The following is a 19,194-nucleotide window of genomic DNA, read 5'->3' as shown; positions in this document are numbered from 1 at the left end:
GGTACCACCTCGATCATTCCCGGACCGGGACCGTTTCAGCCTCCGGACAGCACCCGGACCAGCTCCTCCGCCGTGCGGCACCGGTCGAGCAGCTCCTTGACGTGGTTCCGGGTGCCCCGCAGGGGCTCCAGGGTGGGTACGCGCTGGAGCGAGTCACGGCCGGGCAGGTCGAAGATGACCGAATCCCACGAGGCTGCCGCCACGTCGTCCGCGTACTGCTCCAGGCACCGTCCCCGGAAATACGCCCTGGTGTCCTCCGGAGGCTTCGTCCTGGCCCGCTCGACGTCCTGGTCGTCCAGGAGCCGCCGCATCTTGCCGCGGGCCACCAGACGGTTGTAGAGGCCCTTGGCGGGGCGTACGTCGGCGTACTGGAGGTCCACGAGGTGCAGCCGGGCCTCGTCCCAGTCCAGGTTGTCCCGGCGCCGGTAGCCCTCCAGGATCTCCCGCTTGGTGATCCAGTCGAGCTCTCCCGACAGGCTCATCGGATCGTTCTCCAGCCGGTTGAGGGTGTCCTCCCAGCGGCCCAGGACGTCCTTGGTCTGCTCGTCGGCGTCAACGCCGTAGCGCTCCTCCACATACTTTCTGGCCAGCTCGTAGTACTCCATCTGGAGCTGGACAGCGGTGAGTGTCCGTCCGCTGCGGAGCGTGACCAGCCGGCCGAGGCCGGGGTCGTGCGAGACCTGGTGCAGCGTGCGGACCGGCTGGTCGACGGCGAGATCGACGTTGATGAAGCCGTCCTCGATCATGGAGAGGACGAGCGAGGTCGTGCCGAGCTTGAGATAGGTGGAGATCTCCGACAGATTCGCGTCGCCGATGATCACATGCAGCCGGCGGTATTTCTCCGCGTCGGAATGGGGTTCGTCGCGGGTATTGATGATGGGGCGCTTGAGCGTGGTCTCCAGGCCGACCTCGACCTCGAAATAGTCCGCGCGCTGGCTGATCTGGAAGCCGTGCTCGTGCCCGTCCTGGCCGATGCCGACCCGGCCCGCACCGGTGACGACCTGCCGGGAGACGAAGAACGGCGTCAGATGGCGCACGATGTCCGAGAACGGGGTCTCCCGCTTCATCAGATAGTTCTCGTGCGTGCCGTAGGACGCGCCCTTGTTGTCGGTGTTGTTCTTGTACAGATGGATCGGCTGGGCGCCCGGAAGCTGTGCCGCTCGTTCCGCGGCCTCGGCCATGATGCGCTCGCCCGCCTTGTCCCAGAGAACGGCGTCGCGCGGATTGGTGATCTCGGGAGAGCTGTATTCCGGGTGGGCGTGGTCGACATACAGCCGTGCGCCATTCGTGAGAATCACATTGGCCAGCCCGATGTCCTCGTCGGTGAGCTGGCTGGAATCGGCCGTCTCGCGGGCGAGGTCGAAGCCACGGGCGTCCCGCAGCGGATTCTCCTCCTCGAAATCCCAGCGGGCACGTCGTGCCCGGTGCATCGCCGCCGCGTAGGCGTTGACGATCTGGGACGAGGTGAGCATGGCATTGGCGTTCGGGTGACCCGGAACGGAGATGCCGTACTCCGTCTCGATGCCCATTACTCGCCGTACGGTCATGCGGCCCTCCTTGCCCGGCGGCACTCCCCTCCGGAAGCGCCGCTCAAGTACCGCTGTCTCTCCGTCGCGTATGCGTGTGCGGTGCCCGACCCCGCACTGCGCGACGCGGCGGTAGGAAAGAGCCTAGAACGCCTCCGGGCCGGTGGGGAGATCATTTCCGTCATTGGCCTGGTGTGGTGGAAGGTACGGGGAAAGCAACCGGCTGCGGATGCCCTTCCGGACATCCGCAGCCGGGCCGCGCTCTACAGGTACTGACCGGTGTTCGCCACCGTGTCGATGGAGCGTCCGGTGTCCGCGCCCTGCTTTCCGGTCACCAGGGTACGGATGAAGACGATCCGCTCGCCCTTCTTACCGGAGATACGGGCCCAGTCGTCCGGGTTCGTGGTGTTCGGCAGGTCCTCGTTCTCCTTGAACTCATCCACGCAGGCCTGGAGGAGATGGGAGACCCGAAGGCCCTTCTGGTCGTGGTCGAGGAATGCCTTGATGGCCATCTTCTTGGCCCGGTCGACAATGTTCTGGATCATCGCACCGGAGTTGAAGTCCTTGAAATACAGGACTTCCTTGTCGCCGTTCGCGTACGTGACCTCCAGGAAGCGGTTCTCCTCGGATTCCGCGTACATCTGCTCCACGACGGACTGGATCATCCCGTGGGCCGCGGCCTCCTTGGAGCCGTTGTGCTCCGAGACGTCGTCCACGTGCAGCGGCAGCGAGGGCGTCAGATACTTCGCGAAGATGTCCTTCGCCGCCTCCGCGTCCGGACGCTCGATCTTGATCTTCACATCGAGCCGGCCGGGCCGCAGGATCGCGGGGTCGATCATGTCCTCGCGGTTGGAGGCGCCGATGACGATGACGTTCTCCAGACCCTCCACACCGTCGATCTCGGCGAGCAGCTGGGGGACGATGGTGTTCTCCACGTCCGAGCTGACACCGGATCCGCGGGTGCGGAAGAGGGATTCCATCTCGTCGAAGAAGACGATGACGGGCGTGCCCTCGCTCGCCTTCTCCCGCGCACGCTGGAAGACCAGGCGGATGTGGCGCTCGGTCTCACCGACGTACTTGTTGAGGAGCTCGGGACCCTTGATGTTGAGGAAGTAGCTCTTCCCCGCGGGCCGGCCGGTCACCTCGGCGACCTTCTTGGCGAGGGAGTTCGCCACGGCCTTGGCGATCAGTGTCTTGCCGCAGCCGGGAGGGCCGTAGAGCAGGATGCCCTTCGGCGGTCGCAGTTCGTGCTCCTTGAAGAGGTCCGGGTGGAGGTACGGAAGCTCGACCGCGTCGCGGATCATCTCGATCTGGCCGCCCAGACCGCCGATCTTGTTGTAATCGACGTCCGGAACCTCTTCGAGGACGAGCTCCTCGACCTCGCTCTTGGGAACCACTTCGTAGACGTAGCCGGAGCGGGGTTCGAGCAGGAGGGCGTCGCCGGGACGGACGGTGATGTCCAGCAGAGGCTCGGCGAGCCGCACCACCCGTTCCTCGTCGGTGTGCCCGATCACCAGGGCGCGCTCGCCGTCCTCGAGGATCTCCTTGAGGGTGACGATGTCCCCGGCGCGCTCGTACTCCATGGCCTCGACCACGTTGAGCGCTTCATTGAGCATGACTTCCTGGCCGCGCCGTAGCTCTTCGAGCTCGACGCCGGGGCTGACATTCACCCGGAGCTTGCGGCCCCCGGTGAAGATATCGGCCGTGCCGTCCTCATTGGCCTGCAGAAAGACACCGAATCCGGCCGGCGGCTGCGCGAGCCGGTCGACCTCCTCCTTGAGGGCCACGATCTGATCGCGGGCCTCACGCAGCGTATTGGCGAGCCGCTCGTTCTGTGCGGACACACCCGCAAGATTCGTCTGCAACTCGACGATCCGCTCTTCGAGAATCCTCGTGTGCCGCGGAGAGTCGGCGAGCTTACGTCGCAGGACGGCGATTTCCTGCTCGAGATAGGCAACCTGGCCGGCTGGGTCTTCGGACCCCCGCCCGGGCCGGATGCCGCGGTTGATGTCGTCGTCGTGGGCTGCCACGGTCCTCACCTCCTCCAAGGGGAGCTGGACGCTTCCTGACCCTACCTGGGTGGGTGATGATTGAAACCCCTAGATCACAAAGACTGTCGGGGTAGGTCCGATCTTCACCCTTGCGCCCTCCCTCACGCCAGGGGAATACCCACCCAGGAACATCGGAAAGCTGTCGGTTGTATCGTCGAAGCGTTCAACACCCGTCAGGGCCGCAGCGACTTACTCCATAATGCGCTGCCCGGCGCAGTAAACGGCAGGAGAGATGACCGTGCAGCAGGAGGCTCCCACCGAAGGCGTCACCGAGAACGGTGAGCCGCTGGAGGTCTGGATCGACCAGGACCTCTGCACCGGGGACGGGATCTGTGCGCAGTACGCCCCTGAGGTGTTCGAGCTGGACATCGACGGCCTGGCCTATGTGAAGAGCCCCGACGACGAGCTGCTCCAGGCCCCGGGCGCGACCACGCGCGTACCGCTGCCGCTGCTGCGCGATGTGGTGGATTCCGCCAAGGAGTGTCCCGGTGACTGCATCCATGTACGCCGTGTGACGGACCAGGTCGAGGTCTACGGCCCCGACGCGGCGTAACTCCCTGTCACGGCCCGTCGCATGGCGCCATCGGTGGTGATCTTTCACACACTCCGTGCGACGGGACGCTCACCGCGTACGAACGCGCCGTTCTGCCACCGCCAGGAGACCCGCTGTTCCTCGTCGGGACAGCAGCTGGGGACCGTGGGGCCCGAGTAGCCGAACAGGGTCGCGAGGATCTCCCCGTCGCGCACGGCGAAGTCGGGACCGACGGTGAGCTTGTCCGCGGGGTCCACCAGCGTCGCCACGATCCTGGCCCGCCCGCCCTCGCTTCCGGCCCTGGTCAGTACGTACACACCGTTGGGCGGGGTGCCGGATCCGGCCGCGCAGCGTACGACCGCCACGGTCTCGGGGTTGTCGTCCCCGTCGAGATCGCCCGAGGCCTTCTTCGTGACGGTCGTGCCCACTCCCCCGCACTCCAGTGGGAAGTCCACGCCGGAGGGGTCGGGGGCGGGCAGCGGGGCCCGGCCCGGGTCCGCGGCCTTCGGGGATCCCGAGCCCGTCTGGGACGCCGTCGCGGCGCCGGGCTGGAGCAGGCCCGCCAGGGCCACGACAGCGGCCATCGCGGTGGCCGTCGCGAGCCAGTGCACGGCGCGGGGCCGGGTGTGCGCGAGGTCCGGGACGTCGGAGAGCTGCACGCGGAGTGTCTCCTGTGAAGGCGGTGACGGCGAATGACCAACGGTGGGAGGGAGACAGCATCGTGCCACACGTCACAGGGCGGCGGAACAGCGGGGTCCGTAAGACCAACGTAAAGAGAGCGCCGCCGAGTTCCCCCGTTCCTGAGGGGAACTCGGCGGCGCTGTCGCCGTGTTGACGGTCGCCGTGGCGGGAGGGAGAGCCGGTCAGCCGCGCGAGCCGCTGCCGCTGCCGGGACCGTCGTAGTCGTCGCCGTACGCGCCCTTGGCGGGACGGCGGCGGCGCAGCGGCGGCTCGACGCCGTCCGCGAGCCGGCGCGCGGTCACCAGGAAGCCGGTGTGGCCGATCATCCGGTGGTCCGGACGTACGGCGAGACCCTCGACGTGCCAGTTGCGGATCATCGACTCCCAGGCGGCCGGCTCGTTGAACGTGCCGAACTCCCTGATCGTCTCGACGGTACGGGCGAGTTGGGTGGTCGTCGCGACGTACGCGCAGAGGATGCCGCCGGGTACGAGCGCCTTGGAGACGGCCTCGACGCACTCCCAGGGGGCGAGCATGTCGAGGATCACGCGGTCGACGTCCGTGTCGGACAGATTGTCCTGGAGGTCACCGACCGTCAGCTGCCAGGCGGGGTGCGGCTCGCCGAAGTAGCGCTCCACGTTCTGCTGGGCGATGTCGGCGAAGTCCTGGCGGCGCTCGTAGGAGTGCAGCATGCCCTGGTCCCCGATGACGCGCAGCAGGAAACTGCTGAGCGAGCCGGAGCCCACGCCCGCCTCGACGACGCGCGCGCCGGGAAAGATATCGGCGAAGGCCAGGATCTGGCCGGCGTCCTTCGGGTAGACCACCGCGGCGCCGCGGGGCATGGACAGGACATAGTCGGGGAGCAGGGGGCGCAGCGCGAGATAGGCGACGTTTCCCGTGGTACGGACAACACTGCCCTCGGGAGCACCGATCAGCTCGTCGTGCGGGAAGGACCCTTTGTGGGTGTGGAAATTCTTCCCGGCTTCGAGCGTGAAGGTGTAGTGGCGTCCCTTGGGGTCGGTGAGCTGAACCTGGTCCCCGACCTTGAAGGGGCCGCGACGTCGGGCGGCACCGGTCGGTTCGGACATGTTTGAAGCTTAGCCGCTTTTTCCGGGGGCTCGTTTCGCCCGGTGGGCGGCCCCGGCGGTGCTCACTTCCCCTGCGGGCGGGCCATCGCCGCGACAAAGGCGCGCTCGACGTCGGCGGTCGAGAGGACTCCGTAGATCTCGCCCGTCTCCTCCAGCACCAGGTACTCCGTCGCGGGACTGGCCCTGAGCCGTTCGAGGAGGGCCTCGCCCGCCAGGTCCGCGGGTACCTTCATGCCCTCCGTGAGGTCCTGGGCGAGGCCGCTGACCGCGACCCAGGGGCGTCGGTGCTGCGGTACGCCGACGATCGCGGACTCCCTGACCAGGGCCGTCGGGTCGCCCTGGCCGTCGACGACGACGAGGGCGCGGGCGCCCGCCTCGTTGGCCCGGCGCAGCGCCTCGGAGAGCGGGGTGGAGGACTCGACCGGAACCGCGCGCCGGGTGAGGGCGCGGGCCTGGAGTTCGGGGAGGTGTTCGCGGAGCCTGGCCATCCGCAGGCTGTTGCCCGCGCCGGTCCAGATGATCGCGGCGAGGATCGCGGCGAGCAGCGCGTCGGTGACGGTCTCCATGCCGCTGACGTTCCTGGCCGAGGTGCCCAGGGCGCCCGTTCGGGTGAGGAGCGGCAGGCCGATCAGGACGGCGACGGCGAGCGCCCGGCCGACCCAGGCGGCGGCGACGGTGCCGCTCATGGGCTTGCCGGTGATCTTCCAGACGACCGCGCGCAGCATCCGGCCACCGTCCAGTGGAAGGCCGGGGAGCAGGTTGAAGGCGGCGACGATCAGATTGGAGATCGTCAGCCCCGCGAGCAGGACGCCGGGGACCGTACCGGGCTCGACGGCCAGCAGGCCGAGGTAGAAGATCCCGGAGAGCACCAGCGAGAGCAGCGGCCCGACGAAGGCCAGGATGAATTCACGGCCCGGGGTCTCGGACTCCTTCTCGATCTCGGAGACGCCGCCGAAGAACTGGAGCTGGATCCTGCGCACCGGCAGCTTGAAGCGGAGCGCGGCGACGGTGTGGGCCAGTTCGTGGACGAGTACGGAGGCGTAGAAGGCGACGGCGAAGAAGAGCGCCAGCAGATAGCGGAGGCCGCCCAGTTGAGGGAGGACCCGCTCCAGCTGGCCTCCGAAGATCCAGGTGATGAGCGCGGCCACCAGGAACCAGCTCGGGGCGACGTAGACCGGCACGCCGAAGGGGCGGCCCATGAGAATGCCACCGCCCGGGTCTTCGCGGCGCGGCGGTTTGCCGCCGGGGCCCGTATCCCCCTTGCCGGGCTGCGACGGCTTGCTCTCGCCGCGCTCGTCGTCCTCTTTCACGGGTTCCCTTCGTCGGCAGCGTCGCTCGCTCGATCATGCAGTGCGAGAGGCTCTGTAGTCGATGGTATTCGGATCGCTGTCAGTGTCGGGTCATAGGGTCTGCGTCATGAGTACGAGCCTGCCGCCCACGTCTCCGAGCTTGCCGCCCGCCGCGTCTCCGGGCGAGCGGTCCGCCGCGTCTCCGGCCGGGCCGCCGATGTCGCTGTCGCCGTCGCGTGCGAGCGACTTCATGCAGTGCCCGCTGCTGTACCGGTTCCGGGTGATCGACAAGCTGCCGGAGAAACCGAGCGAGGCGGCGACCCGCGGCACGCTCGTCCACGCCGTGCTGGAGCGGCTCTTCGACGCGCCGGCCGTGGAGCGTACGGCGCCGCGGGCGAAGGCGCTGGTCCCCGGCCAGTGGGACCGGCTGCTGGAGTCCCGTCCCGAGCTGGCCGGGCTGTTCGCGGAGGACGCGGACGGCGAGCGGCTGGCGCGCTGGCTGGCGGAGGCGGAGCGGTTGGTCGAGCGGTGGTTCTCGCTGGAGGACCCGACCCGGCTGGAACCGGCCGAGCGGGAGCTGTTCGTCGAGACGGAGCTGGAGTCGGGGCTGCGGCTGCGCGGGGTGATCGACCGCGTCGATGTGGCGCCCACGGGCGAGGTGCGGATCGTCGACTACAAGACGGGCAAGGCGCCCCGGCCCGAGTACGCGGACGGGGCGCGGTTCCAGATGTCGTTCTACGCGCTGGTGGTCTGGCGGCTGAAGCGGGTGGTGCCGCGCCGGCTCCAGTTGGTGTATCTGGGCAGCGGGGAGGTCGTCACGTACGACCCGGTGCAGGCCGATCTGGAGCGGGTGGAGCGGAAACTGCTCGCGCTCTGGGAGGCGATCAGGCTGGCCACCGAGACGGGTGACTGGCGTCCGCGTCCCACGAAGCTGTGCGGCTGGTGCGACCATCAGGCGGTCTGTCCGGAATTCGGCGGTACGCCTCCTGTCTATCCGCTGACGGTCGGTGTGCCGGGGAGCGCGTAGGTACTCCGGCGGGAGCGGCGGGTCCGGCCGCCGCTCCCGGCGGAGTCACGGTGGGGTGGTCAGGGCAGAATGGGGCCGGTCTAGTGAAGGAGTTCCCTGTGACTGTCCGCGTCCTACTGGTCGATGACCAGCCGCTGCTGCGCACCGGCTTCCGGATGATCCTGGAGGCCGAGCAGGACATCGCGGTCGTCGGCGAGGCCGGGGACGGCCTCCAGGCCATCGACCAGGTCCGCGCGTTGCAGCCCGATGTGGTGCTCATGGACATCCGGATGCCCCGGATGGACGGCGTGGAGGCGACCCGTCAGATCACCGGCCCCGGCCGGGACGGTCCGGCGAAGGTGCTGGTCCTGACGACCTTCGATCTCGACGAGTACGTGGTGGAGGCGCTGCGCGCGGGGGCCAGCGGCTTCCTGCTCAAGGACGCGCCCGCCAATGAGCTGGTCCAGGCGATCCGGGTGGTCGCGGCGGGTGAGGCGATGCTGGCGCCGAGCATCACGCGCCGGCTGCTCGACAAGTACGCGGATCATCTGCCGTCCGGCGAGGAGCCGGTGCCCGACACGCTGCACACGCTGACCGATCGGGAGGTCGAGGTGCTCAAGCTGGTCGCCCGGGGGCTGTCCAACGCGGAGATCGCCGCGGACCTCTTCGTCAGTGAGACCACGGTCAAGACGCATGTGGGGCATGTGCTGACCAAGCTGGGGCTGCGCGACCGGGTACAGGCCGCGGTGTACGCGTACGAGAGCGGGCTGGTGCGCCCCGGCGCCCAGTGACGACGGCGGACCGCCGCCCGGTACGCGTCCGGCCGCGTGGGCCTCGCCCACGCGGCCGGTCCGCTGTTCAGGAACTTCCGGATGTCTCCCGGTGGCCCGGGAAGGTCACGCGCCGGGGCCGCGGCGGAGCTCCCAGAGGAGCAGTTCCGCCGAGGAGTTGACCGCCCACTCCACACCCGCGATGTCATCGCGCGAGGCGACGTACTGCTTGCCCTGCCACAGCGGCAGCACCGGCACGTCGTCGGCGACGATGTCCTGGATCCGGCTGAAGGTCTTCGTGGCGGCGCTGCGGTCGGCCTCGCGGCGCGACTGCGGGATCAGCTCGCCGCGCAGTGTGGCGTTGTTGTAGGGCATGTTGAGGAAGTTGTCCTTGTCCAGGAAGGGCGCGGTGTAGCTGTCCGGGTCCGGGAAGTCGGGGAACCAGCCCATCCCGTAGACCGAGTAGTCGCCCTTGATCTGGTTCGGCCGGAAGGTCTTCCACTCCGTGCCCTTGATGGAGACGTCGAACAGCTTGCTGCTGTTGAGCTGGTCCCTGAGGTTCTCGAACTCCTGCTTCGTCGCCTCGCCGTAGTGGTCGGTCGTGTAGTCCAGCGAGAGCTTCACGGGGGTTTCGATCCCCGCGCTCTCCAGCAGGTCGGCGGCCTTGGGCAGGTTGCGGTCGCCGTACTTGTTGAAGAACGAGTTGGTGTGCGTGGCGATGCTCGACGGGATCAGCGAGTACAGCGGCTCGGCCATCGCGCCGTACACCTTGGTGATCAGGTCGCCGCGGTCGATGGTGTACGCCATGGCCTGGCGCACCGCCTTCTCCTTGACGGTCGGGGCGTCGGTGTCGAAGACGAGGTAGCGGATCTCCAGACCGGGCATCTCGGTGAGCTGGATGCCGTCCTTGGGCTTCTCGACCATCGACTGCACCTGGCCCGGCGTCATCGCACGGGTCATCACGTCGATGTCGCCGGCGTCGAGCGCCTTGCCCATGTCGTCCGCGTCCGTGAAGGGCCGCAGCTCGACCTTGTCGTTCTGGATGTTCAGGTCGCCCTTGTAGTCGGGGTTCTTGGTGAACGTCGCCTTGGTGACGGTGTCGCCCTTGACGTCCGGCGCGAAGTTGTACGGGCCGGAGCCGGACACGTCGAAGCCCGCGCGGAGCTTCGTCGGCGGGTAGTCCTTCTTGCTGACGATGCCGGCGGGCGGCGTGGACAGCTTGTACGGGAAGGTCGCGTCGGGCGTCTTGAGATGGAAGACGATCTCGCGGGCGCCGTCGCTCTCCATGGTGTCGATGTTGGTCAGCAGACCGGCCACCCCGCCGGGGTCGTTGATCTTCAGGACCCGTTCCATGGAGTACTTCACGTCATCGGCCGTGATGGGGTCGCCGCCGGCGAACTTCAGCCCCTCGCGCAGAGTGCAGCGGTAGCTCTCGTTCGCCCGGTCGGTGAACGCGCACTTGGAGGCGGCGTCCGGGACCGGCTTGCCGCCGCCGCGCGGGACGTGCATCAGCGTCTGGATGGTCTGACGCAGGACGTTCCAGGAACCGGTGTCGTACGCGGCGGCCGGGTCCAGCGGGGCGATGGCCTCCTTCGTCGCGATGTACTGGTCCGTGGTGCCCACGACAATGGCCTCGCCGCCGGAGCCACCGTCCGAGCCACCGCAACCGGCGAGCACGGGCACAAGCAGGCCGATCACGGCCGACAGCGCCAAAGTCTTGCGGTTCATCCTGGACGTACTCCCTCATCCGGCACTGAGATACAGCTGTGCAAATGGGAGACTCCGCCGCGCCCACCCGTTCGGGGCAGATGCGATCGGGCCGGGATACAGGGCGATCGGTCCTGTGCGCGTGGCGACTTGGTGGGTCGTCGGGACACGTCGTTGAAGCGGCGAAGTGCTCGCGATGAGATTAGTCGGAGGCTCCGGGAATGCCGGACCGGGCCCGATCTGAAACGTAATCACACAGTGATCGGAAATAGCGGCGCGTGGATATCCGGGTCACGGAATGAATCACACACCGGCCGATAAACCGGGACACAAGGGCACAGTCGGCCCCACCTCGGACCGGCGTGGATCAGCCCCGCCCTCCACTGTCGATGCACAGGACAGTGACAAAGGTCACTTCCACGGTGTTTGAAAGTGACCCGGATTGGGGTCATGGAGGTCACGGAAAATATCCGTGCCAATGCCGAGAGTTTCCGTTCGGCATTCCGGTGCGACTCTCAGTACGCGCCTCAGCGCCCGTGTGTCATCAAACCGCGCAGGAATACCAGATCGACCTCTTCGAGCGAGCCGACGATCGTGCGGCCGGCCGCCGGGGCGATCGGTGCGACGGAGGGTACGGCGACCACCCGGCAGCCCGCGGCCTCGGCGGCGGCCACACCGGTGGCCGTGTCCTCGATGACGGCACAGCGCGCCGGATCGGCGCCCAGGCCCCGCGCGGCGAGCAGATACGGGTCGGGGTGCGGCTTGGTACGGGGCACCTCGTCGCCCGCCACCGTGAGCGCGAAGTTCTCGGGCCCGAGGGAGGCCAGCACCCGGTCGATGATGCGCCGGTGCGAGGCGGATACCAGGGCGGTGGGCACCTCGTGGGCGGCCAGCTCGGTGAGCAGCCGGGTCGCGCCGGGCATCAGGGGCAGATCGCGCCCGATGCGGTGCTCGAAGGTGTCATTGAGCAGCACGGTGAGCTCGCTGAGGGTGATGGCGGCGCCGGTGGCCTCGATGAGGAAGCTCGCGCTGCGGGTCATGGGCCCGCCGACCACCACTTCGCGCCAGGTCTCGTCGAGGACGTGCCCGAGGGCCTTGAAGACCTCCACCTCGGCTTCCCACCAGAATCCCTCGGTGTCGACCAGGGTGCCGTCCATGTCGAGAAGGACGGCCTGAAGCGCGGAGCCTTCGGCCGTTCGGGTCAGGGACGCGGGGACCGTACTGGTCATCCGGCACACCTCCATGAGGGACGAGAAGGCCGGTCACCTTGCCCGCGGGGTTGCCCCTCCGGGACAGGCGACCGGCCTGCACTGGACCGATAAGTGTACGACTCGTCCGGCGCCCGCGCCGCTCGGTTCCCGGCGGAGGGGGCCCGAGGCCCGGCGCGGGCCGCGAGGACGGGGCTCAGCGCGCGTTGAAGTACTTCGCCTCGGGGTGGTGGATCACGATGGCGTCGGTGGACTGCTCGGGGTGGAGCTGGAACTCCTCGGAGAGCTGGACACCGATGCGTTCCGGCTCCAGCAGCTCCGCGATCTTCGCGCGGTCCTCCAGATCCGGGCAGGCGCCGTAGCCGAGCGAGAACCGGGCGCCCCGGTACTTCAGGGCGAACATGTCCTCGACCTCGGCCGGGTCCTCGCCGGCGAAGCCCAGCTCCGAGCGGACCCGCGCGTGCCAGTACTCGGCGAGCGCCTCGGCGAGCTGGACGGAGAGCCCGTGCAGCTCCAGGTAGTCGCGGTAGGCGTTGGCCTCGAAGAGCTCCGCGGTCGCCTCGCCGATCTTCGAGCCGACGGTGACGACCTGGAGGCCGACCACATCCGTCTCGCCGGACTCCTCCGGGCGGAAGAAGTCCGCCAGGCAGAGGCGGCGGCCACGGCGCTGGCGCGGGAAGGTGAAGCGGGTGCGCTCGGACCCGTCGTCGTTCAGCAGGATCAGGTCGTCACCCTTGGACACGCAGGGGAAGTAGCCGTAGACGACGGCGGCTTCCAGCATGTTCTGGGTGTGCATCTGCTCCAGCCAGCCGCGCAGATGGGGCCGGCCCTCGCTCTCCACCAGCTCCTCGTAGCTGGGGCCGCCCTTGCGGGCCTCCTTGAGCCCCCACTGGCCCTTGAAGAGCGCGCCCTCGTCCAGCCAGGAGGCGTACTCCTTGAGCTGGATGCCCTTGACGACGCGGGTGCCCCAGAACGGCGGCGTCGGGATGGGGTTGTCGACGGCGACGTCCGAGCGGGCCGCGCCCTCTTCCGGCCGCTCCTCGATCTGGGTCTGGGGCCTGGCCTTGACCCGGCGCTGCTTCAGCTCGGGCAGGACGGCGCCGGGGACGCCGCGCTTGACGGCGATCAGGGCGTCCATCAGCCGGAGCCCCTCGAACGCGTCGCGCGCGTAGCGGACCTCGCCCTCGTAGATCTCGTGCAGATCCTGCTCGACATAGGCCCGGGTCAGCGCCGCGCCACCGAGGATCACCGGGTAGTCGGCGGCCATCTGGCGCTGGTTGAGCTCTTCCAGGTTCTCCTTCATGATCACGGTCGACTTCACCAGCAGACCGGACATGCCGATGACATCCGCCCGGTGCTCCTCGGCCGCCTCCAGGATCGCGGCGACGGGCTGCTTGATGCCCAGATTCACCACGTTGTAGCCGTTGTTGGAGAGGATGATGTCGACGAGGTTCTTGCCGATGTCATGGACGTCGCCGCGGACGGTGGCGAGCACGATGGTGCCCTTGCCGTCGTCGTCGGTCTTCTCCATGTGCGGTTCCAGATAGGCGACCGCGGTCTTCATGACCTCGGCGGACTGGAGCACGAACGGCAGCTGCATCTGGCCGGAGCCGAACAGTTCGCCGACCACCTTCATGCCTTCGAGCAGGGTGTTGTTGACGATGTCGAGGGCCGGGGTGTCCTGGAGGGCCTCGTCGAGGTCGGCCTCCAGGCCGTTCTTCTCGCCGTCGATGATGCGGCGCTGGAGGCGCTCGTCCAGCGGCAGGGCGAGCAGTTCCTCGGCCCGGCCGTCCTTCATCGACTTGGTGTTGACGCCCTCGAACAGCTCCATGAGCTTCTGGAGCGGGTCGTACCCCTCGGCGCGCCGGTCGTAGATCAGGTCGTGCGCGGCCTTGACCTGCTCCTCCTCCAGACGCGCGATCGGCAGGATCTTGGAGGCGTGCACGATCGCCGAGTCGAGTCCGGCCTTGACGCACTCGTCGAGGAAGACCGAGTTCAGCACGATACGGGCGGCGGGGTTGAGGCCGAAGGAGATGTTGGACAGACCCAGCGTGGTCTGTACGTCGGGGTGGCGGCGCTTGAGTTCGCGGATGGCCTCGATGGTGGCGATGCCGTCGCCCCGCGACTCCTCCTGGCCGGTGCAGATCGTGAAGGTCAGACAGTCGATGAGGATGTCCGACTCGTGGACGCCCCACTTCGTGGTGAGGTCCGTGATCAGCCGCTCGGCGATGGCGACCTTGTGCTCGACGGTACGGGCCTGGCCCTCCTCGTCGATGGTCAGGGCGATGAGCGCGGCGCCGTGCTCCTTGGCCAGCTCGGTGACCTTCGTGAAGCGGGACTCCGGGCCGTCGCCGTCCTCGTAGTTGACGGAGTTGATCACGGCCCGGCCGCCGAGCTTCTCCAGGCCGGCCCGCAGGACGGGCAGCTCGGTGGAGTCCAGCACGATCGGCAGCGTGGAGGCGGTGGCGAACCGGCCCGCCAGCTCGGCCATGTCGGCGACGCCGTCGCGGCCGACGTAGTCGACACAGAGGTCCAGCAGGTGGGCGCCCTCGCGGATCTGGTCGCGGGCCATCTCCACACAGTCGTCCCAGCGGCCCTCCAGCATGGCCTCGCGGAACTTCTTGGAGCCGTTCGCGTTGGTCCGCTCACCGATCGCCAGATACGAGGCGTCCTGGCGGAACGGCACCGTCTGGTAGAGCGAGGCGGCGCCCGGCTCGGGGTGCGGTTCGCGCTCGGTGAGCCGCTTTCCGCGCACCCGCTCGACCACCTGGCGCAGGTGCTCGGGCGTCGTACCGCAGCAGCCGCCCACCAGCGACAGGCCGTACTCCTGGACGAAGGTCTCCTGGGCGTCGGCGAGCTCGGCGGCCGACAGCGGGTAGTGCGCTCCGTCCTTGCCCAGGACCGGAAGGCCGGCGTTGGGCATGCAGGAGAGCGGGATCCGGGAGTGCCGGGCGAGATAGCGCAGGTGCTCGCTCATCTCGGCCGGGCCGGTGGCGCAGTTCAGCCCGATCATGTCGATGCCGAGGGGTTCCAGCGCGGTCAGGGCCGCGCCGATCTCCGAGCCGAGGAGCATCGTGCCGGTCGTCTCGACCGTGACCGAGCAGATGACCGGCAGGTTCGTTCCGGTGGCGGCCAGCGCGCGGCGGGCACCGAGGACGGCGGCCTTGGTCTGGAGCAGGTCCTGCGTGGTCTCCACCAGCAGCGCGTCCGCGCCGCCCGCGATCATGCCCTCGGCGTTCTGCTGATAGGCGTCGCGCAGTGTGAGATACGGGGCGTGGCCCAGGGTCGGCAGCTTCGTGCCGGGTCCCATCGAGCCGAGCACCCAGCGCTGCTGTCCGGTGGAGGCGGTGAACTCGTCCGCGACCTCGCGGGCGATCCTGGCGCCGGACTCGGCGAGCTCGAAGACCCGCTCGGGGATGTCGTACTCCGCGAGGGCCGCGTAGTTCGTACCGAAGGTGTTCGTCTCCACGCAGTCGACGCCGACCGCGAAGTACTCCTCGTGGACGGAGCGGACGATGTCCGGGCGTGTCACGTTCAGGATCTCGTTGCAGCCTTCCAGATTCTGGAAGTCGTCCATCGTCGGATCCTGTGCCTGGAGCATCGTGCCCATCGCGCCGTCGGCGACCACCACGCGGGTGGCGAGCGCCTCGCGGAGGGCTTCGATACGGGTCCGGCTGTCAGTGGAGGGGCTCGGCGACGAGGCCATGAAAGTACTCCCGGGGATGCGACGGCTGTCGGCTTTGCGCCCGCTGGAGCAGGGCGCACCCGGCAAGGGTAGCCGGGCGGCCTCCGATCCGGTGCGGCATCCCAGCGGGCGGACGGCATCCTGTCCACGGGAAGATCCGGGGCGCGCGGTCTTGACAGATCCTCTCGATGGAGAGAGAAGGTCGGCATCGACCGATAGTGTTCAGCATTGTCGAACGTAGTGGAGGTCCGGGTCCGATGGCGAAGAACATCCAGTCGCTGGAACGGGCGGCGGCGATGCTGCGGCTGCTCGCGGGCGGCGAGCGCCGGCTCGGCCTGTCCGAGATCGCCTCCTCGGTCGGGCTGGCCAAGGGCACCGCGCACGGCATCCTGCGCACACTCCAGGCGGAGGGCTTCGTCGAACAGGACGCCGCCTCGGGCCGCTATCAGCTGGGGGCCGAGCTGCTGCGCCTCGGCAACAGCTATCTGGACGTGCACGAGCTGCGCTCGCGCGCCCTGGTGTGGACGGACGACCTGGCCAGGTCCAGCGGCGAGAGCGTCCATCTGGGGGTCGTGCACCAGCAGGGCGTCCTGATCGTCCACCATGTCTTCCGCCCGGACGACAGCCGGCAGGTGCTCGAGGTGGGGGCCATGCAGCCGCTGCACTCCACCGCGCTCGGGAAGGTGCTCTCGGCGTACGACCCGGTGGCGCACAGCGAGGCGGTGGAGGGCGACCGTACGGATTTCACCCCGCGGACCATCACCGGGTTGGCGGAGTTCGAGTCGGTGCTGGACCTGACCCGGGCGCGCGGCTGGGCCGCGGACATAGAGGAGACCTGGGAGGGCGTGGCCGCGGTGGCCGCCCCCATTCACGACCGGCGGCGGATGCCGGTCGGCGCCATCGCCATCACCGGCGCGGTCGAGCGGCTCTGCCCGGCCGGCGAACTGCGCTCCGAGCTGGTCGCGGCGGTCCGCGAATGCGCCCGCGCGGTCTCCAGGGACATCGGCGCCGGGCGGTTTTGAACCGCATGCCGGATCATCGGTACTGATCGAGGTTTCGGTCACTGAACCCTTGACGACGCTGCACCACAGGACAAAACTGCCGTTCAACGGTCGGCATTGTCGAACACTTACCGGCAATACAAGTTAGTGTGTGACAACGCCAAGGGCCGGTAGCCCTCGCCCGAGGGCGCGGACCACTGGTATGAGCCGGCGGTTTGTCTTTCCCTGGACGAAGGAGTCTCGGGTGTCCAACTTCGACATCTTCATAGGTGAGGTCACGGGCACCGCCCTGCTGATCCTCCTCGGTGGCGGCGTGGTCGCAGGCGTCGTTCTCAAGCGTTCCAAGGCTCAGAACGCGGGCTGGCTCGCCATCAGCTTCGGCTGGGGCTTCGCCGTCATGGTCGGCGCGTATGTGTCGGCCCCCTTCTCCGGCGCTCTGCTCAACCCGGCGCTCACGCTCGGTCTGGCGATCGAGGGCGGCGTCAAGTGGGGCGATGTCCCGCTCTACATCGGCTCCCAGCTGCTGGGCGCGATGATCGGCGCCTTCCTGGTCTGGGTGGCCTACCTGGGCCAGTTCAAGGCTCATCTGACCGACCCGGAGATCCTCGCGGCACAGCCCGCGGTCGAGGGGCTCGTGGACCAGAAGGCGGCGCCCAAGGCGGGGCCGGTGCTCGGCGTCTTCTCCACCGGACCCGAGGTCCGTAACGTCCTGCAGAACGTGCTCACGGAGATCATCGGCACATTCGTCCTGGTCATCGCGATCCTCACGCAGGGCCTGAACAACTCGGGCAACGGCCTCGGCACGCTCGGTGTCCTGATCACCTCCTTCGTCGTGGTGGCCATCGGTCTCTCGCTGGGCGGCCCCACCGGGTACGCCATCAACCCGGCCCGGGACCTCGGCCCGCGTATCGTGCACGCGCTCCTGCCGCTGCCGAACAAGGGCGGCTCCGACTGGACGTACGCCTGGATCCCGGTGGTCGCGCCTCTGATCGGCGGCGCGCTGGCGGGCGGTTACTACAACTGGGCCCTCGTGTAAGCCCCCTCCACCCCCGCATCGAACAGGAGCAGACACCGTGAGCGACACCACCACCACCGGAACGTCCTCCCACGGAACGGGGCCGTTCATCGCGGCCATCGACCAGGGCACCACCTCCAGCCGCTGCATCGTCTTCGACCGGGACGGCCGGATCGTCGCGGTCGACCAGAAGGAGCACGAGCAGATCTTTCCCCGGCCCGGCTGGGTGGAACACAACGCCAAGGAGATCTGGACGAACGTCCAGGAAGTCGTGGCGCGGGCGATCGAGAAGGCGGGCATCACCTCCGCCGACGTCAAGGCGATCGGCATCACCAACCAGCGCGAGACCACCCTCCTCTGGGACAAGAACACCGGTGAGCCCGTCCACAACGCCATCGTCTGGCAGGACACCCGCACCGACGCGCTCTGCCGTGAACTGGGCCGCAACGTCGGCCAGGACCGCTTCCGCCGCGAGACCGGCCTGCCGCTCGCGAGCTACTTCGCGGGGCCGAAGGCCCGCTGGCTGCTCGACAACGTCGAGGGCCTGCGCGAGCGCGCCGAGCGCGGCGAGATCCTCTTCGGCACGATGGATTCCTGGGTCATCTGGAATCTGACCGGCGGCACCGACGGCGGGGTGCATGTCACGGACGTCACCAACGCCTCCCGCACGATGCTGATGAATCTGCACACCATGGCGTGGGACCCGAAGATCCTGGACTCGATGGCGGTCCCGGCCGCGATCCTGCCGGAGATCCGCTCCTCCGCCGAGGTGTACGGGAACGCCAAGGGCGGTGCCCTGGACGGCATCCCGGTCGCCTCCGCGCTCGGTGACCAGCAGGCGGCGCTGTTCGGCCAGACGTGTTTCGCCGAGGGCGAGGCCAAGTCGACGTACGGCACCGGCACCTTCATGCTGATGAACACCGCGCACAAGCCGGTCAACTCGTACAACGGCCTGCTGACGACCGTCGGCTACCGCATCGGGGACCAGCAGGCGGTGTACGCGCTGGAGGGCTCCATCGCCGTCACCGGCTCGCTGGTGCAGTGGATGCGCGACCAGATGGGCCTGATCAACTCCGCGGCCGAGATCGAGACCCTGGCGTCGTCGGTCGAGGACAACGGCGGCGCGTACTTCGTCCCCGCGTTCTCCGGTCTCTTCGCCCCGCACTGGCGCCCCGACGCCCGCGGGGTGATCGCCGGACTGACCGGCTATGTCACCAAGGCGCACATCGCCCGCGCGGTGCTGGAGGCCACGGCCTGGCAGACCCGCGAGATCAGCGACGCCATGACCAAGGACTCCGGCGTCGAGCTGACCTCGCTGAAGGTCGACGGCGGGATGACCTCCAACAACCTGCTGATGCAGACCCTCGCCGACGTCCTCGACGCACCCGTGGTGCGCCCGATGGTCGCCGAGACCACCTGCCTCGGCGCCGCCTACGCCGCGGGACTGGCCGTGGGCTTCTGGCCGGACACCGACGCGCTGCGCGCCAACTGGCGCAGGGCCGCCGAGTGGACGCCCCGGATGGACGCGGACACCCGCGACCGTGAGTACAAGAACTGGCTCAAGGCCGTCGAGCGCACCATGGGCTGGCTCGACGACGACGACAGCTGACCGACCGTCAGCCGCCTCGCCGGTGAGCC

Annotated in this window: 14 protein-coding genes; 6 read left to right on the top strand and 8 right to left on the bottom strand. The window is 68.6% G+C overall.

Going from position 1 to position 19,194, the window contains the following annotated elements:
* Positions 1-35: 35 nt before the first annotated feature.
* Both dop and arc read right to left on the bottom strand, forming a co-directional pair.
* Entirely contained in the window at positions 36-1,547 is a 1,512-nt protein-coding gene (gene dop / locus ACIOGX_RS31825) for a depupylase/deamidase Dop (RefSeq protein WP_345790167.1), read from the bottom strand.
* Between the two features lie 242 nt (positions 1,548-1,789).
* Positions 1,790-3,556 carry a proteasome ATPase gene (arc, locus tag ACIOGX_RS31820; protein ID WP_129772613.1) on the bottom strand — a complete coding sequence of 589 codons (1,767 nt, stop codon included), beginning with the start codon at positions 3,554-3,556 and terminating at the stop codon, positions 1,790-1,792.
* 253 nt (positions 3,557-3,809) lie between these two features.
* Between arc and ACIOGX_RS31815 the strand changes: the two genes are divergently transcribed.
* Positions 3,810-4,130, top strand: a complete 321-nt coding sequence (locus ACIOGX_RS31815) for a ferredoxin (protein ID WP_356514131.1) — start codon at positions 3,810-3,812, stop codon at positions 4,128-4,130.
* A gap of 44 nt (positions 4,131-4,174) precedes the next feature.
* On the opposite strand, the gene ACIOGX_RS31810 is transcribed toward ACIOGX_RS31815, so the two are convergent.
* The 3 genes from ACIOGX_RS31810 to ACIOGX_RS31800 all read right to left on the bottom strand — a co-directional run bounded on the left by ACIOGX_RS31810 (position 4,175) and on the right by ACIOGX_RS31800 (position 7,185).
* The gene (locus ACIOGX_RS31810) at positions 4,175-4,768 is read right to left on the bottom strand and encodes a hypothetical protein (protein WP_383960824.1); all 594 of its coding nucleotides are present in this window, start codon (positions 4,766-4,768) and stop codon (positions 4,175-4,177) included.
* 204 nt (positions 4,769-4,972) lie between these two features.
* On the bottom strand, positions 4,973-5,875 hold the full coding sequence (locus ACIOGX_RS31805) for a tRNA (adenine-N1)-methyltransferase (protein ID WP_356514135.1): 903 nt from the start codon (positions 5,873-5,875) through the stop codon (positions 4,973-4,975).
* Positions 5,876-5,937: 62 nt separating this feature from the next.
* Complete coding sequence (locus ACIOGX_RS31800) at positions 5,938-7,185, bottom strand: site-2 protease family protein (RefSeq protein ID WP_129772610.1); 1,248 nt, start codon at positions 7,183-7,185, stop codon at positions 5,938-5,940.
* A gap of 106 nt (positions 7,186-7,291) precedes the next feature.
* On the opposite strand from ACIOGX_RS31800, the gene ACIOGX_RS31795 reads away from it, so the two are divergent.
* Together ACIOGX_RS31795 and ACIOGX_RS31790 are read left to right on the top strand one after the other, a co-directional pair.
* On the top strand, positions 7,292-8,191 hold the full coding sequence (locus tag ACIOGX_RS31795) for a RecB family exonuclease (protein WP_384765773.1): 900 nt from the start codon (positions 7,292-7,294) through the stop codon (positions 8,189-8,191).
* 98 nt (positions 8,192-8,289) lie between these two features.
* Entirely contained in the window at positions 8,290-8,961 is a 672-nt protein-coding gene (locus ACIOGX_RS31790; protein ID WP_129772608.1) for a response regulator transcription factor, read from the top strand.
* A 105-nt stretch (positions 8,962-9,066) separates the two neighbouring features.
* Here the strand turns inward: ACIOGX_RS31790 and ACIOGX_RS31785 are convergent, their stop codons facing one another.
* The 3 genes from ACIOGX_RS31785 to metH form a co-directional block, all read right to left on the bottom strand.
* The gene (locus ACIOGX_RS31785) at positions 9,067-10,668 is read right to left on the bottom strand and encodes an ABC transporter substrate-binding protein (RefSeq protein ID WP_356514137.1); all 1,602 of its coding nucleotides are present in this window, start codon (positions 10,666-10,668) and stop codon (positions 9,067-9,069) included.
* A 506-nt stretch (positions 10,669-11,174) separates the two neighbouring features.
* The gene (locus ACIOGX_RS31780) at positions 11,175-11,876 is read right to left on the bottom strand and encodes an HAD family phosphatase (RefSeq protein WP_356514139.1); all 702 of its coding nucleotides are present in this window, start codon (positions 11,874-11,876) and stop codon (positions 11,175-11,177) included.
* Positions 11,877-12,051: 175 nt separating this feature from the next.
* A complete protein-coding gene (gene metH, locus ACIOGX_RS31775) occupies positions 12,052-15,561 on the bottom strand; it encodes a methionine synthase (RefSeq protein ID WP_356514141.1) in 3,510 nt (1,169 codons plus the stop codon).
* Between the two features lie 236 nt (positions 15,562-15,797).
* On the opposite strand from metH, the gene ACIOGX_RS31770 reads away from it, so the two are divergent.
* From ACIOGX_RS31770 to glpK, 3 genes are all read left to right on the top strand, one after another.
* Positions 15,798-16,562, top strand: coding sequence for an IclR family transcriptional regulator (locus ACIOGX_RS31770; RefSeq protein ID WP_401764787.1), 765 nt, complete (start codon positions 15,798-15,800; stop codon positions 16,560-16,562).
* A 223-nt stretch (positions 16,563-16,785) separates the two neighbouring features.
* Positions 16,786-17,577: an MIP/aquaporin family protein gene (locus ACIOGX_RS31765; protein WP_356514145.1), complete on the top strand. Its 792-nt coding sequence runs from the start codon at positions 16,786-16,788 to the stop codon at positions 17,575-17,577.
* A gap of 37 nt (positions 17,578-17,614) precedes the next feature.
* Entirely contained in the window at positions 17,615-19,165 is a 1,551-nt protein-coding gene (gene glpK / locus ACIOGX_RS31760; protein WP_356514147.1) for a glycerol kinase GlpK, read from the top strand.
* Positions 19,166-19,194: the final 29 nt, after the last annotated feature.

Origin of the sequence: Streptomyces sp. NPDC088147 (assembly GCF_044741565.1) — a bacterium.
Taxonomy (GTDB): Bacteria; Actinomycetota; Actinomycetes; order Streptomycetales; family Streptomycetaceae; genus Streptomyces.
This window is presented reverse-complemented; position numbering and strand designations above follow the sequence as displayed.